This window comes from Amylolactobacillus amylotrophicus DSM 20534 (assembly GCF_001434555.1).
GTDB classification, from domain to species: Bacteria; Bacillota; Bacilli; order Lactobacillales; family Lactobacillaceae; genus Amylolactobacillus; species Amylolactobacillus amylophilus.
The window spans coordinates 26,537-41,369 of sequence record NZ_AZCV01000009.1; the positions used below are offsets into that span (position 1 = coordinate 26,537).

12 protein-coding genes and 1 pseudogene are annotated in these 14,833 nt (G+C 44.6%); 12 read left to right on the forward strand and 1 reads right to left on the reverse strand.

Features of this window, described 5'->3' with window-relative positions; translation table 11 throughout:
- Positions 1-8 precede the first annotated feature (8 nt).
- The 10 genes from FC62_RS07230 to rlmD all read left to right on the forward strand — a co-directional run bounded on the left by FC62_RS07230 (position 9) and on the right by rlmD (position 12,993).
- On the forward strand, positions 9-587 hold the full coding sequence (locus tag FC62_RS07230; protein WP_054746356.1) for a xanthine phosphoribosyltransferase: 579 nt from the start codon (positions 9-11) through the stop codon (positions 585-587).
- Between the two features lie 5 nt (positions 588-592).
- On the forward strand, positions 593-1,927 hold the full coding sequence (locus tag FC62_RS07235) for a nucleobase:cation symporter-2 family protein (protein WP_056946875.1): 1,335 nt from the start codon (positions 593-595) through the stop codon (positions 1,925-1,927).
- A 129-nt stretch (positions 1,928-2,056) separates the two neighbouring features.
- Entirely contained in the window at positions 2,057-4,300 is a 2,244-nt protein-coding gene (gene pcrA / locus FC62_RS07240; protein ID WP_054746357.1) for a DNA helicase PcrA, read from the forward strand.
- A gap of 21 nt (positions 4,301-4,321) precedes the next feature.
- Positions 4,322-6,331, forward strand: coding sequence for an NAD-dependent DNA ligase LigA (gene ligA / locus FC62_RS07245; RefSeq protein ID WP_056946871.1), 2,010 nt, complete (start codon positions 4,322-4,324; stop codon positions 6,329-6,331).
- 13 nt (positions 6,332-6,344) lie between these two features.
- Positions 6,345-7,484 (forward strand): CamS family sex pheromone protein, encoded by a 1,140-nt coding sequence (locus FC62_RS07250; protein WP_056946868.1) that lies wholly within the window; start codon positions 6,345-6,347, stop codon positions 7,482-7,484.
- 12 nt (positions 7,485-7,496) lie between these two features.
- Positions 7,497-7,802: an Asp-tRNA(Asn)/Glu-tRNA(Gln) amidotransferase subunit GatC gene (gatC, locus tag FC62_RS07255; protein WP_054746358.1), complete on the forward strand. Its 306-nt coding sequence runs from the start codon at positions 7,497-7,499 to the stop codon at positions 7,800-7,802.
- The gene (gatA, locus tag FC62_RS07260) at positions 7,802-9,241 is read left to right on the forward strand and encodes an Asp-tRNA(Asn)/Glu-tRNA(Gln) amidotransferase subunit GatA (RefSeq protein WP_056946864.1); all 1,440 of its coding nucleotides are present in this window, start codon (positions 7,802-7,804) and stop codon (positions 9,239-9,241) included. The genes gatC and gatA overlap by 1 nt, the downstream gene beginning before the upstream one ends.
- Before the next feature lie 2 nt (positions 9,242-9,243).
- Positions 9,244-10,674 carry an Asp-tRNA(Asn)/Glu-tRNA(Gln) amidotransferase subunit GatB gene (gatB, locus tag FC62_RS07265; RefSeq protein ID WP_054746360.1) on the forward strand — a complete coding sequence of 477 codons (1,431 nt, stop codon included), beginning with the start codon at positions 9,244-9,246 and terminating at the stop codon, positions 10,672-10,674.
- 11 nt (positions 10,675-10,685) lie between these two features.
- A complete protein-coding gene (locus FC62_RS07270; RefSeq protein ID WP_056946861.1) occupies positions 10,686-11,585 on the forward strand; it encodes a diacylglycerol kinase in 900 nt (299 codons plus the stop codon).
- 52 nt (positions 11,586-11,637) lie between these two features.
- Positions 11,638-12,993, forward strand: a complete 1,356-nt coding sequence (gene rlmD, locus FC62_RS07275) for a 23S rRNA (uracil(1939)-C(5))-methyltransferase RlmD (protein WP_056946858.1) — start codon at positions 11,638-11,640, stop codon at positions 12,991-12,993.
- Between the two features lie 281 nt (positions 12,994-13,274).
- Here the strand turns inward: rlmD and FC62_RS07280 are convergent.
- Positions 13,275-13,558 (reverse strand): annotated as a pseudogene (locus FC62_RS07280) (transposase); the annotation flags it as partial.
- Between the two features lie 115 nt (positions 13,559-13,673).
- Between FC62_RS07280 and FC62_RS07285 the strand changes: the two are divergent.
- Both FC62_RS07285 and FC62_RS07290 read left to right on the forward strand, forming a co-directional pair.
- Complete coding sequence (locus FC62_RS07285; protein ID WP_056946856.1) at positions 13,674-14,207, forward strand: tyrosine-type recombinase/integrase; 534 nt, start codon at positions 13,674-13,676, stop codon at positions 14,205-14,207.
- A 127-nt stretch (positions 14,208-14,334) separates the two neighbouring features.
- The gene (locus FC62_RS07290) at positions 14,335-14,694 is read left to right on the forward strand and encodes a DUF1304 domain-containing protein (protein ID WP_056946851.1); all 360 of its coding nucleotides are present in this window, start codon (positions 14,335-14,337) and stop codon (positions 14,692-14,694) included.
- Positions 14,695-14,833: the final 139 nt, after the last annotated feature.

A 14,833-nucleotide genomic window follows, 5' to 3' on the forward strand; every position in this document is an offset into this window, starting at 1 on the left:
GGGTCAAATTGAAACTTCTAGAAGAAAGAATTGAAAAAGATGGTCAGGTACTTGGCGAGAATGTGTTAAAGGTTGATAGTTTCTTAAATCATCAGGTTGACCCAATGCTCATGGATGCAATTGGCACCGAATTCTATCAATTATTTGCGGGTGATAAGCCAATTACTAAAATCCTGACCGTGGAATCATCGGGAATTGCACCGGCAATCTTTACCGGCTTAAAATTTGGCGTGCCAGTTGTTTTTGCCAGAAAACATAAATCGTTAACTTTAAAGGATGATGTTTACTCTTCTGAAGTTTTCTCCTTTACGAAGCAAGTCAGTAATAAAATTAGTATCTCCCACAAATTTCTCAATCAAGCTGATCGCGTTCTAATCATCGATGATTTCTTGGCCAATGGTCAGGCAATCGAGGGTCTCTTAGATATCATCGGTCAAGCAAATGCATCACTAGCGGGTGTGGGTGTTGTGATTGAAAAATCATTCCAGAAGGGCCGGGCAATCCTTGATCAGAAGGGAATCAAAGTCGAGTCATTGGCCAGAATTAAGAAATTTGCAGACGGTAAAGTGATTTTTGTGGAGGAGTAGGAAAAATGAAATTATCTGAGGTATCAGAACCAAAAGCAGCAATATTAGGTTTACAACATCTACTTGCAATGTACTCGGGGGCAGTACTTGTACCACTTCTGATTGGTGGTGCGCTTGGCTTTAGCGCAACTCAAATGACTTACCTGGTATCAATTGATATCTTTATGTGTGGACTGGCAACGTTAATTCAATTGAAAACCAACCGATTTATCGGCGTCGGCCTACCAGTTGTACTAGGGTGTGCGATTCAAGCCGTGGAGCCTTTGAAGATGATTGGTAAGGAGTTTGGTATTCAATACATGTACGGCGCAATCATCGCTGCCGGGATTGTGATTGTGCTCATCTCAGGTTTGTTTGCACAGTTAAAGAGATTGTTTGCACCTATTGTCACTGGAACTTTATTGATGGTCATTGGTTTAACACTGATTCCCATTGCGTTTCAGAATATTGGTGGTGGCGATGCCACTGCTAAGGGTTTTGCCAGCCCAGAGAACCTGCTGGTCGGATTTGGTACAGTCATCATCATTATACTGATCAACGTGTTTGCTAAGGGCTTTTTGAAAGCTATTGCCATTCTGGTCGGGCTCGTTGCCGGAACGGTTGCGATGGCCTTCATGGGGCAGGTCTCATTGCAACCTGTGATTGATGCGACCTGGTTCCACTTACCACAAATATTCTACTTTGGCACACCCAAGTTTGAAGTCTCCTCGATTGTGACCATGGTGCTAATCATGATGACTACTCTGGTTGAATCAACCGGTGTGTACTTTGCTCTGAGTGATATTGTGGGTAGGAAACTGAAGAAGAGCGATATGCGAAAAGGGTACATGGCTGAGGGAATTGCCGTGATTCTCGGCGGTGTCTTCAATACATTTCCGTACACCAGCTTCTCGCAAAATGTTGGTTTGATTCAACTGACCGGGATCAAGACAAAGAAGCCAATTTACTACGCAGCTGGCTTCTTGATGCTTCTTGGACTATTGCCGAAGGTGGGCGCTCTTGCGACAATCATCCCTGCGCCAGTGCTTGGCGGTGCAATGCTCGTGATGTTTGGTATGGTCGCGATGCAGGGAATCAAGATGCTGAAGGCAGTTGACTTCAATAGCGATAAGAATCTGCTCACTGTGGCAATTTCGACGGGACTAGGACTAGGCGTAACGTTCTACCCAAACTTCTTCTCAATCTTCCCAACAACGTTGAGAATGCTCTTAAGTAACGGAATTGTGATCACGATTGTGGCAGCAATCATCTTGAATTTGGTCTTGAACGGCAAGCAGGGCCTGGCTCCTGACGACGAGAAGTTAATTGCGGAGCTCGAGGCTAAGGAACTGAATAATTAGTTTGGAATTGGGATTAAGCTGACTGTAGCTTAGTCTTTTTTTGTCGTCTCAGAACTACAAGCGAGTATGGCTTTCTGCTATACTTATTTAGTTAGTTAAACAATTGCAAAAAGGAAAAAAGGTAATTTAATGAGTGCAGATGCATTAATCAAAAATCTGAATGAACAACAAAGTCTGGCCGTCAGGACAACGGAGGGACCACTCCTTGTGATGGCTGGCGCTGGTAGTGGTAAGACCAGTGTTTTGACTAGAAGAATTGCCTACCTGGTTGAAGAAAAGAGTGTGTTGCCGTGGAATATCTTGGCAATCACCTTTACGAATAAGGCTGCAAAGGAAATGCGCGACAGAATTGAGCAGCAGCTTGGGGCGCAGGCAAACGACATCTGGATTTCAACCTTCCATGCTCTTTGTGTGCGGATTCTCCGTCGTGAGGCAGAGAAAATTAATTATACGAGTTCATTCTCGATTGCTGATCCCGCGGAGCAGTTAACGTTGGTCAAGCAAATTCTGAAGCGCTTGAATTATGATCCTAAGATTTATGACCCGAAAAATATTCTGCACCAAATTAGTAACGCGAAGAACGATTTGGTTGACCCAGACGGCTATCAGAAACTCGTCGCTACCCCTTTTGAACGCGTTGTTGGTGAGGTCTATCACGAATATCAGGCAGCGCTCCAACGCGACCAGTCAATGGACTTTGATGATTTAATAATGCAGACCATTATCTTGTTCAAGTTAGATCCACCAACGCTCCACTTCTACCAGAATAAGTTCCGCTACATCAGTGTGGATGAGTACCAAGATACTAATGAGGCTCAGTATCAGCTTGTGAAGATGTTGGCTGCCCAATATCGCAATCTTTGTGTCGTGGGTGATGCTGACCAAAGTATCTATGGTTGGCGTGGTGCGAACATGGAGAATATCCTGAACTTCGAGCAGGATTATCCAGATGCCCAGACGATTATGTTGGAGCAGAATTACCGGAGCACATCGCATATTTTAAATGCCGCTAACTCGGTCATCAAAAATAATGTCAACAGAAAGCCAAAGGATCTGTGGACGGACCAGGGTGAGGGAGCAAAGATCACTTATTATCGGGCTCAAAGCGAGAGCGATGAGGCACACTTCGTTGACAGTAAGATTGTTGAGGCCATCGAGGCGGGCAAGCGAGAATACAAGGATTTTGCCGTGCTCTACCGGACTAATGCTCAATCGCGTTCGGTCGAAGAGGGTCTGTTAAAGGCGAATATCCCTTATAAAATTGTGGGTGGCCACAAGTTCTATGATCGAAAAGAAATCAAGGACGTACTGGCGTACCTGAAATTGATTGCGAACCCGGCCGACTCGATGAGTTTAAATAGGATTATCAACGTCCCTAAACGGGGTATTGGTCCAGGCACGATGGAGAAGCTAATAACGTTTAGCGACGCAAATGAATGGTCGTTGTTTGAAGGGATGCGAAATCTCGTATTATCGCCGATCAAGGGCCGTGTGGCGCAGACGATGATGGATTTGGCCACAATTCTCACCGATGCCAAAGAATACAGCACTAGCCACTCGGTGACTAGCACCACGAACAAGATTCTTGAGGACACCGGTTACGTAGCGGCACTGAAAGCGGCCCATACATTAGAGGCGGACACACGAATCGAGAATATCGATGAATTCTTGTCGGTCACCAAGAAATTCGATGACCAGTATGAACCAACTTCTGAGGAGAGTAATCAACTAAGTGATTTCTTGGCTGATGTATCGTTATTATCGGACCAGGATGACTTGGAGAATCAGAATAATCAAGTTGCTTTGATGACGCTCCATGCTGCAAAAGGGCTGGAATTTCCAGTGGTCTTTCTTGTTGGACTCGAGGAGGGGCTCTTTCCTCTGAGTCGTGCAAGTATGGATGAGAGTGAGCTTGAGGAGGAGCGCCGCTTGGCCTATGTTGGTATTACTAGAGCGCGTGAACAACTTTACCTCACCAACGCAGTTTCTAGATTGCTTTATGGGCGGACACAGGTGAATATGCCATCTCGTTTCATTGGTGAGATTGCCGATGAGGATCTGGAACAAGAGAACCCAACCGCCGCAAATGTTTTTGTCGGGAGTGGGAATACGACGAATGTTCCATTTGCTAGAAGAAACGACCGGGCAACCGCCACGGTTTACCAGCCGAAAGTTGCTGTGCATAGTGCAGGTGCTATTGGGGCTGAGAAATCAACCTGGAATGTGGGCGATAAGGTGACACATAAGGCGTGGGGCGAGGGAACAGTCGTCAAAGTCAGCGGTAGCGGTGATGATCAGGAATTGGATATTGCCTTCGAAAATGAGGGAATTAAACGATTGCTGGCCGCATTTGCACCAATCAAGAAAGTCTAAGTGAAGTTAGGAGGGTTTAGCATGGCTGAAAAACTCACGAAAGAACAAGCTCAGGAACAGATTCTTGCGCTTCGTGCGCAATTGAATGTCTGGGCGGAGCAGTATTATGATCGGGATGCACCAACAGTTTCCGACCGGGAATACGATCTTACCTACCAGCAGTTGGTTAACTTAGAGAGCGAGTTTCCAGAGCTAATCACACCTGATTCCATCACACAACGCGTTGGGGGGACGGTCGAGGATGAGTTTAGCAAGGTGCGACATGAGATTCCCATGCTTTCGATGGGAGATATTTTCTCAAAGGAGGAACTGATTGAGTTTGATCAGCGTGTCCAAAAGGCGGTTGGTAAACCGGTAGACTATCACGTAGAGCTAAAGATCGATGGCCTCTCGCTCGCACTCGAATACCGTTTGGGAAAGCTCTTTCGTGCTTCAACTCGTGGTAACGGTTCGATAGGTGAGGACGTGACGGCTAACGCCAGAACAATTGCGGATATCCCTCAAACCTTGCCTGAGCCGTTGACAATTGAGGTCCGAGGTGAGTGTTTAATGCCTAAGGCGGCCTTTGCCAAGTTAAACGAGAAACGAGAGCAGGCTGGACTGCAAGTTTTTGCCAATCCTAGAAATGCAGCAGCGGGTTCACTCCGACAGTTGGACGAGAAGGTGACGAGAGAACGGGAGTTGAGCACGTTCATCTACACCTACGTAACGCCGCCGGTAGCAGCGATTAAAACGCAGCAAGAGGCAGTGCACGAGCTTGCCAGATTAGGATTTACAATCAACGAAACATCGATTGAAGCCAGTTCACTGGACCAGATATTTGAGTTTATTGACCACTACGAGCAAGAGCGCGATAGCCTGCCCTACGGCATCGATGGGGTGGTCATTAAGGTAAACAGCTTACAGTTGCAGGAGCAGTTGGGAAACACAGTGAAGGTGCCACGTTGGGAGATTGCATATAAATTCGCACCGGAAGTCGCCGAGACAGTAGTGCGTGACATAGAATGGACCGTTGGCCGTACCGGCGTTGTAACGCCAACAGCTGTGATGGACCCAGTATCTCTTGCCGGCACCACAGTTGCTCGGGCCACACTCCATAACCCCGCCTACATTACCCAGAAGGACATTCGGTTGGGGGATACGGTTAAACTACATAAGGCTGGGGACATCATCCCCGAGGTTTCCGAAGTGATCCTAACGAGAAGAGCAACAGATAGTGTGCCCTATCTCGCGCCGACAAAATGTCCGTCTTGTGGTCAAGCGCTGGTACATCTGGAAGACGAGGTGGCGTTACGCTGCATTAACCCAATGTGTCCTGCCCAAATCCAAGAGGGATTAACACATTTTGCATCTAGAAATGCAATGAATATTGCCGGCCTTGGACCGAAGATTGTTCACCAATTATTTCAGAAAAACATGATTAAAGATGTTGCGGATCTTTATAAATTAACGGCGTCCGATTTGCTGCAGCTAGACGGCTTCAAAGAAAAGTCTGTGAATAATTTGCTAGAGGCTATCGGTGCTAGCAAGGACAACTCTGTTGAGCGGCTAATTTTTGGATTAGGAATCCAACATGTCGGTGCTAAAGCAGCACTTCTGCTGGCACAGAAATTTCAAGATTTAGATAAGTTAAGCGAGGCAACGGTGCAAGAAATAGTATCTATTGATACAATAGGTGAGACTATTGCACAGTCTTTAACATTCTATTTTGCCCAGCCAACTGCCAGCACGCTTTTAGCTGAACTAAAGAATGCCGGTGTCAACACACAATATCGTGGTCCGAAATTAACGCAAATTGCTGATAACTTCTTTAAGGACAAGACGGTAGTCATTACCGGAAAGTTTACGGAATTTAGCCGCCAGGAATTGACGAAAATGTTAGAGGAGCGCGGTGCTAAGGTCACTGGCTCTGTATCCAAAAAAACCGATATAGTGGTACATGGTACAGATGCAGGAAGTAAATTAGACAAGGCAAATAAATTAGCAATACCTCTCATGAATGAGGCAGAGGTGCTAGCTGAATTCAACTAATCGGAGGCGGATTTTGAAACGATTTTTGCAAATTATAACTGCTCTTAGCGTGGTAATCTTTCTGGCAGGGTGTGGTAACTTGAAAAACTCTGACTTGTCGAATAACGCGACCACGTCGACGAAGAAAAAGAGTTACCAAACGACCGGATCGACAGCCGGTGAATATAGCGTACTTCTACGAAATGGTCAGTATAAAATAAGCCCAATCAGTGGTATTACCGCAACGAACAATAGTAATGATGTGGATCTAAAGAACCTGGAAAGCGGCTTGATGAGCTTATCATTGGCCGAATTCTCCGCTAATAAATTTGTTTTTCAAGAGGGCCAAGAGCTGACACGTGCACAGGTTAGTGCGTGGTTGAACCGCTATGACAAGAAATCTAATAAGAACGGCCTCAACCCTGTTGATAATAAGAAAACCGACGCGGACACCAGAAATCCAATTTACTTGGAGCAGGTAATTGAACAGGATTACTTAACTGGCAGTGGGAGTACATATGAGCTTGGTGGCATCAGTATTGGTCTTGCAATGAATTCTGTGGATTATTTCACGAAGGTCAAGGATGGGCCACAGTATAAGACAACGATTAATAGGGCGACACAGCTTGAGCAGGGGAAGAAGATTGCGACTAAACTACTCAAGCAGCTGCGCTCACGGAAGAAATTTCAGAATATTCCGATCATGATCGGGATATTTAGTAAAACGGCTAGTGATTCGCTGGTTGGCGGTAATTATTTGGCAACTGGCTTGGCACCTGATAACAAGAAGTCGATCACAGATTGGAAAACAGTTGATGAGCAGTCACAGGTTCTACCGACGATTGGCAACGACAAGCCGATTAACAGCAATGATGCGGAGTCTTTCTCAAACTTCAAGGCCGCCGTGCAAGGGTATTTCCCAAATATTAGTGGTGTAATTGGGCGGGTGCACTACCGTTCAGGTCAGTTGACTTCGTTTGAGATTACTGTTAACACCCAGTTCTATGGTTATGCCCAGATAAACAGTTTTGCTAAATTGGTCTTGTCTTCGGCCAAGAAGTTTTTGCCGAACAACGTACCGCTCGAGATCCTTGTTCAATCCGTCAACGATCCACAGGCACTTATTTCCAAAGAAAAGGCCAACTCGGCTTATAATGTACATGTTTTTAGATGATGAAAGAGGTAAATGATGATTTCAAAGGAAGACATCAAACACGTGGCGTCACTTGCAAAGCTTGAATTTACGGAAGAGGAGCTCGCAAAGTTCACTACGCAAATGGATGAGATTATTGAAATGGCAAATCAGTTAGGCGAAGTCGATGTGGCAGAAGTTGCACCCACAACGCAAGTGGTGGCAGAACACAACGTATTCAGAGAAGACGTCATTGTTCAGGGTGAATCACGTGCAGTATTATTGCAAAACGTGCCTGAAAGCCAGGACGGGTTCATCAAGGTGCCAACGATTATTGATAAGGATGAGGACGAGGACTAATGAATTTTTTAAACGAAAATATTGATTCACTCAACCAGAAGTTAAAGAGTGGGGAGTTAGATGCGAAGACGCTCACCGCTGATACCTTAAAGGCAATCGAGGAGAAGGAGACGGCGCTGAACGCTTTTGTGACTGTGGCAGAAGATGCTGTGCCAGCCGAGCAGTTAGACTTGAACAACGTGCTTGCTGGTATTCCAATTGCAATCAAAGATAACATCATTACAGAAGGCTTGCGCACGACTGCATCGAGCCATATTCTGGATAACTTCGTGCCAGTATATGAATCAACGGTTGTTCAAAAGCTGAAGGAAGCCCAGATGACCATCATTGGTAAGACAAACCTGGACGAGTTCGCCATGGGCGGCTCTACCGAGACCAGTTATTTCGGTACTAGCAAGAATCCGTGGGATTTAACTAAGATTCCCGGTGGCTCTTCTGGTGGATCTGCAGCGGCTGTTGCCGGTGGTGAGGTTGTGGCGGCCCTTGGTTCTGATACGGGTGGTTCTATTCGCCAACCAGCGTCTTACACGGGTATTTTTGGTATCAAGCCAACCTATGGGCGAGTTTCACGCTGGGGTCTAATCGCCTTTGCTTCGAGTCTTGATCAAATCGGTGTGATGACGAAGCGGGTCAAGGATGCCGCTCAGGTATTGAACGTGATTGCCGGGCCTGATGATAAAGACGCTACGACATCCCAAACGAAAGTACCAGATTATACCCAATATTTGGGGCAAGATATTAAGGGATTGAGGGTTGCTGTACCGGCCGAGTATATGGCAGAAGGAATTAATGCTGACGTTAAGGCAGTTGTGCAATCAACCATCGATATGCTGGCACAAAATGGCGCAATTATCGATACCGTGAATTTGCCGCACACCAAATATGTGTTGCCGACGTACTACATCATCGCTTCCAGTGAAGCATCAAGTAATTTACAGCGTTTCGACGGTATTCGCTACGGCTTCCGCGCACCTGATGTGAAGAGCCTAGAAGATGTCTTCGTTAAGACCCGTTCAGAAGGCTTTGGTGATGAGGTAAAGAGAAGAATTATGCTAGGAACTTTTGCGCTCTCAGCGGGATACTACGATGCCTACTTTAAGAAGGCTTCACAGGTACGGACGATGATCAAACAAGATTTCGATAAAATTTTTGCAGAACACGACGTCATCGTTGGACCGACAGCACCAACGACGGCGTTTGGCATCGGCCAACAGGTCTCTGACCCCTTAACGATGTACGCAAACGATATTCTGACCATTTCTGCAAACTTAGCGGGGATTCCGGCAGCAAGTGTACCGGCAGGTCTATCTGAGGGGATGCCCGTTGGACTCCAGGTGATGGCCAACCGCTTCGATGAGGGAAGCATCTTCAAAGTGGCAAGCTTCGTCGAACAACAGAATAAATTTTACGCAAATAAACCAACAGGAATGGAGGATTAATCATGAATTTTGAGACAACAATCGGACTAGAAGTCCATGTAGAACTTAAAACCAAGACCAAGATGTTCAGTCCTTCAGCAAACCTGTTCGGTGTCGAACAGAATACAAACACGAATGTCATTGATTTTGGTTTCCCTGGTGTGCTACCAACGGTGAACAAGAATGCATATCGCCTGGGTGTGATGGTTGCGTTAGCGCTCCACGCCGAGGTCGCACCTTACACGCACTTCGACCGTAAGAATTATTTCTATCCCGATAACCCAAAGGCCTACCAAATTACCCAATTTGAGTTTCCACTAGCTAAAAATGGCTATTTGGAGATCGAGGTTGATGGTAAGAAGAAGAAAATCGGGATTGAGGAGCTCCATGTCGAAGAGGATGCCGGGAAGAATACCCACGGCTCTGACGGCTACTCATATGTCGATTTGAACCGTCAAGGCACGCCTCTAATTGAGATTGTTTCAAAGCCAGATATCAAGAGTCCAGAAGAAGCTTATGCTTACCTGGAAAAGCTGAAGCAGACAATCCAATTCACGGGCGCATCCGATGTGAAGATGGAAGAGGGTTCGATGCGGGTTGATACCAATATTTCAATTCGCCCAATCGGCCAAAAGCAGTACGGCGTTAAGTCGGAATTGAAGAATTTGAACTCATTCAATCATGTTCGCCTGGGTCTAGCCTATGAGGAGAAACGCCAGGAGAAAATTCTGTTGAGTGGTGGGACAGTTCGGCCAGAGACCAGAAGATACGATGAACCAACGGGACAGACGTATCTAATGCGTGTCAAAGAAGGCAAGGATGATTACCGTTATTTCCCAGAACCGGATTTGCCAGCGTTTTTCATTGAGGATGAATGGGTGCAAGAAATTGCGGCAGCTATCCCAGAGATGCCTGAGAAGCGGCGCGCACGCTATGTCTCTGAATTCGAGATTCCAGAATATGATGCTGGTATCCTGACCCAGACCAAGGAGATGGCAGATTTCTTTGAAGCAACTGTGAACTTAGGTGCTGATGCGAAGCTAGCCTCCAACTGGTTGATGGGCGAGGTTAACGGTTATCTGAACGAGCACAAACTAGATCTGGAGGAGACTAAACTAACTCCCGAGAATCTGGCGGGAATGATTAAGCTAATCGTCGATGGGACAATTTCCTCCAAAATCGCGAAGAAGGTTTTCCAAGAAATTATTACCAATGGCTCGGAACCAAAGGCCTGGGTCACTGAAAAGGGCATGGTACAAGAATCGAATCCGGATGTTCTGTTACCAATGATTAACGAAATTCTGGATAACAACGCACAGTCAATCGAAGACTACAAGAACGGTAAGGATCGCGCATTAGGCTTCTTGGTTGGACAAATCATGAAGCAATCGCGTGGTAAGGCAAATCCGAAGATGGTCAATAAGTTCTTACTCGAGGAATTGGCGAAGAGATAAACGAGGGCAACATGGTAAAAAAAGCACGGTTAATTTACAATCCAGTATCAGGGAACGAACAGATGCCGGCACAAGTTGCGGGTATTTTAAACACGCTTGAGCAGGCGGGCTATGAAGCTAGCGCATTTCAAACGACTGTCGAGGAAAACTCGGCAATGAACGAGGCAAAGCGGGTCGGTCTGGCCGGTTTTGATCTGGTAGTCGCGGCTGGTGGAGACGGCACGATTAATGAGGTCGTGAACGGTATCGCACCACTTCCTGAGCGGCCCAAGATGGCCGTTATACCAGCAGGGACTACCAATGATTTCGCCCGTGCCTTACATATTCCGCGCGATGACATGCAAGAAGCGGCCAAAGTCATCCTAGAGGGAAAGACGATGGGCATGGACATTGGCCTAGCAGGCGATAAGTACTTCATGAACATCGCAGGTTCTGGTAGCCTGACGGAGCTGACTTACGGCGTGCCTTCTGAGTTTAAGTCTGTACTCGGATATGCGGCCTATGTGATCAAGGGTGCCGAGATGTTACCGAAGATTCATGCGGTCAACATGCACTTGAAATGGGATGGCGGCGAGTACGAGGGTAAACTGTCCCTCTTTCTACTGGCGATGACCAATTCAATTGGAGGGTTTGAACAAGTCGTTCCCGATGCATCACTCGCCGATGGTGAGTTTACCCTGATTGGCGTCAAGACAGCAAACCCAGTTGATGTGTTGCGCTTGTTGGCAATGGCCTTTAACGGGAATCACATCAACGATCCCCAGATCATCTATGAAAGGACAACCCACCTGTCCGTTAAGGTACTAGATGAGAATGAGGAAGTACCAGTCAACCTTGATGGCGAACTGGGGGGCTATTTACCACTTGAGTTCCATAATTTAAAGCAACATATCGAGTTTTTTGTCAAATAGTGTGTATAATATGAGTTTGTTGATGCAAACTCATATTTTTTAGGAGTAACTTTTGGAAAAAAATCAAATTATCAAATTAGAAATTACAGATCTGAGCTATGACGCACTTGGTGTGGCGCATACCGAGGACGGCATTACCGTTTTCGTGAATAATGCACTTCCCGGTGAGGTGGTCGAGGCACAGATTCTGAAGGTCAAGAAAAATTTGGCTTTCGCGCGAGTTCAGAATATTCTGGTCAAGAGTCCGGAGCGAATTGAGGTTAAGAAGAACCAGTGGGTGCAAACCGGACTGGCTTCTTTAGCCCATCTGAGCTATGATGCCCAACTGAAATTCAAGCAACAGCAGGTGGAGAATCTACTACAAAAGGCGCACCTGACTGACGTCACGGTGAAGGAGACCCTGCCATCACCGCAAATTACTGGATACCGCAACAAGGCTGAAGTACCCGTGCGGCAAATTAACGGTAAGCTCGAAATTGGCTTTTTCCGTAAACACTCGCATGATATGGTGCCACTCGAGAATTTCTTCACGACCGATGCTAAGATTGATCAGATTTTGGTCGCAACACGGGACATTTTACGTAAAAATCACGTTAGTGCATATAATGAGAAGTCGCACCTGGGCGCGATTAAGTACCTGATGGTCCGCGTAGGCCATTACACCGGTGAGATCATGGTTGTCCTGGTCTCTACTGTCAAGAATTTCCCCCAATTACCACAGGTAATTAGTGAGATTGAGCAATTACCAAATGTGAAGAGTGTTGTGCTGAATTACAATCCGCAGAAGACGAATGTGATTCTTGGCCGCAAGGACATTTTGTTAGCGGGTAATCCGTACATTACTGATCAAATTGGGGAACAGAAATTTATGATTTCGCCGCAATCATTCTTTCAGATTAACTCTGAGCAGACGACCAGATTGTACGATTTGGCAGTGCGGCAGGCAGATTTACAGGCAGATGATGTTGTGATTGATGCTTATTCCGGGATCGGTACCATTGGCCTATCTGTCGCCCAGCACGTCAAAAAGGTGATTGGTGTTGAGGTGGTGAAATCGGCTGTCGAGGATTCCGAGAACAATGCCGCGCTTAACCAGATTGATAATGCTGATTTTGCCCTCGGTAAGGCCGAAGAGATGATGCCTAAGTGGCAGGAACAGGGTTTATCCACGGATGTGGTCTTTGTTGATCCGCCGCGAAAGGGCTTGACACCAGAGTTTATTGAAGCAACAGTGAAGACCGGGCCGAAGAAAGTGGTTTATATCTCATGCAACCCTGCAACGCTGGTGCGTGATTTACAACAATTCCAAGAATTGGGTTATAAGTTCGATACAATTGCTCCGGTCGACATGTTTCCAATGACACCGCATGTGGAGACGGTAGTATTGATGTCAAGGGTTGATAAGTAAGCGTGTAATAAGATAAGTAAATAAAGGCTTTCCGTGATTTGAGGTCTGGTTCTAAGCCGGAAGGATAATCACGGATTTTTGCTTTGGGGAAGATATCCAAGAGTGGTGGATTACTCACCGGATTTACGAATTTGAATATAGGCTTGGTGAGTTGATAAGATTGCTGGCAAAAATGTGGTGAGTTGACAAGATGGCTATTGGCTTGAATGGACAAACAAGATTGAAATGCACTTATAAAGTAATTACTTTTCAAGTGCATATAAAGGTTGAAATAAGAGCTGTAAAAGGCAATTAATTCGTTCTAATGCTTTCCCAGTAAAACCGCCGCAGCTTTTAAAATTTCAAGTTCCTCCTTTAATCACTTATTTTCCTTTTGAAGTTGTTTGAATTCTTTGGACGTTACTTCAGTACCGTCTTCTAGCTCAACTGATTTAGCGCCTTTAACCCAGTTATGAATTGCGGCTGGAGAAACACCGTATTCCTCGGGAAGCGAGCGAATAGATCTTTTCTCTTCAGGATGCATCTTCACAATGCTGGCTTTAAAATCATCTTGATATCGTTTCATTGGAATGCTCCTATCTTGTTTTATTAATTATGGCATAACTGTTCAGAAATTTATGTACCAAATACTAGGATAGGAGCAATAAGTATCCCATCAATAACTTATAGGAGGAGGTCAAATGACACGGAATATAATTAATGTAAAACCAATTAAAGACAAGAAGGTAATGCTAGATTTTTTATCTGAGTTAAACAAAGGAAAACATGGGAAAAGAGACCATTTAATATTTACCATAGGCATTTTCACTGGCTTGCGGATTTCTGATATTTTAAATTTAAAAGTGTCTGATGTTCAAAATAAAACGACAACTATCATTGTTGAAAAAAAGACGAACAAGCAAAGGGATTTAAATTTATCGAATCTAACAAGTTTAATTATTGATTATTTGAATACCTATCACGATAGGCAATCTGATTGGCTTTTCTATCGTCCTTCAGACCATTCACAAGCTCTAGGCACTCATCAATATTATAAAGTGCTTCAAAGAGTCGCAAGTGTTCTTGAATTGGATTATATTGGCACACATACAATGAGAAAAACATTCGGATATAAGTATTATCGTCAATTCAGGGATATTCCCACATTGATGAGAATTTTGAATCATTCTAGTCAAGCAGTGACTATCCGATACATCGGATTAGAAGAAGAATAAATACGAGCTAGCTTGGATAAGTTCAATCCATTAGATTAAATTGGTGGTTATAAAATATTTTACAACTCACTTAAAATAACTTATAGTTGGATAGTAATAAAAATAAATAGTTAAGAAAGGAGAAAGAATGTCAATTTTATCAACAGTATTGATTTTTTTAGTAGCTTTGGAATTTTTCTATATCCTATATTTAGAAACGTTTGCTACAACTTCAGACGCTACAAGTCGAGTATTTAACATGACAAAAGAAGAGTTAAAAAGCAAAGCTTTAAACAAACTTTTTAAAAATCAGGGTATTTATAATGGTTTGATTGGTGTTGGGTTATTATATAGTGTTTTTCTTACAAGTAATCCAATAGAAATTAGTAGATTATTATTAGTTTATATTATTTTAGTGGCATTATATGGCAGTATTACAAGTGATAAAAAAATTATTCTAACTCAAGGCGGTTTAGCCATTTTAGCACTTATTTCAACATTTTTTTAAGAAAACAAAAAGCACAGTCAATTAAGAGTGGATATACTCCTAGTTAGTTGGATACGGAAATAATTAAAATTCCGGTCTCACGAACTAGGAGTATTTATTTTGGCTAAACATTATAGTGTTGAGGAAAAGATTGAGATAT

Excerpts from the sequence above, each read along its gene's own strand:
- FC62_RS07235 (WP_056946875.1), top strand. The coding sequence starts at position 593 with ATGAAATTATCTGAGGTATCAGAACCAAAAGCAGCAATATTAGGTTTA.
- pcrA (WP_054746357.1), top strand. The coding sequence starts at position 2,057 with ATGAGTGCAGATGCATTAATCAAAAATCTGAATGAACAACAAAGTCTG.
- ligA (WP_056946871.1), top strand. The coding sequence starts at position 4,322 with ATGGCTGAAAAACTCACGAAAGAACAAGCTCAGGAACAGATTCTTGCG.
- gatC (WP_054746358.1), top strand. The coding sequence starts at position 7,497 with ATGATGATTTCAAAGGAAGACATCAAACACGTGGCGTCACTTGCAAAG.
- gatA (WP_056946864.1), top strand. The coding sequence starts at position 7,802 with ATGAATTTTTTAAACGAAAATATTGATTCACTCAACCAGAAGTTAAAG.
- gatB (WP_054746360.1), top strand. The coding sequence starts at position 9,244 with ATGAATTTTGAGACAACAATCGGACTAGAAGTCCATGTAGAACTTAAA.
- FC62_RS07270 (WP_056946861.1), top strand. The coding sequence starts at position 10,686 with ATGGTAAAAAAAGCACGGTTAATTTACAATCCAGTATCAGGGAACGAA.
- FC62_RS07285 (WP_056946856.1), top strand. The coding sequence starts at position 13,674 with ATGACACGGAATATAATTAATGTAAAACCAATTAAAGACAAGAAGGTA.
- FC62_RS07290 (WP_056946851.1), top strand. The coding sequence starts at position 14,335 with ATGTCAATTTTATCAACAGTATTGATTTTTTTAGTAGCTTTGGAATTT.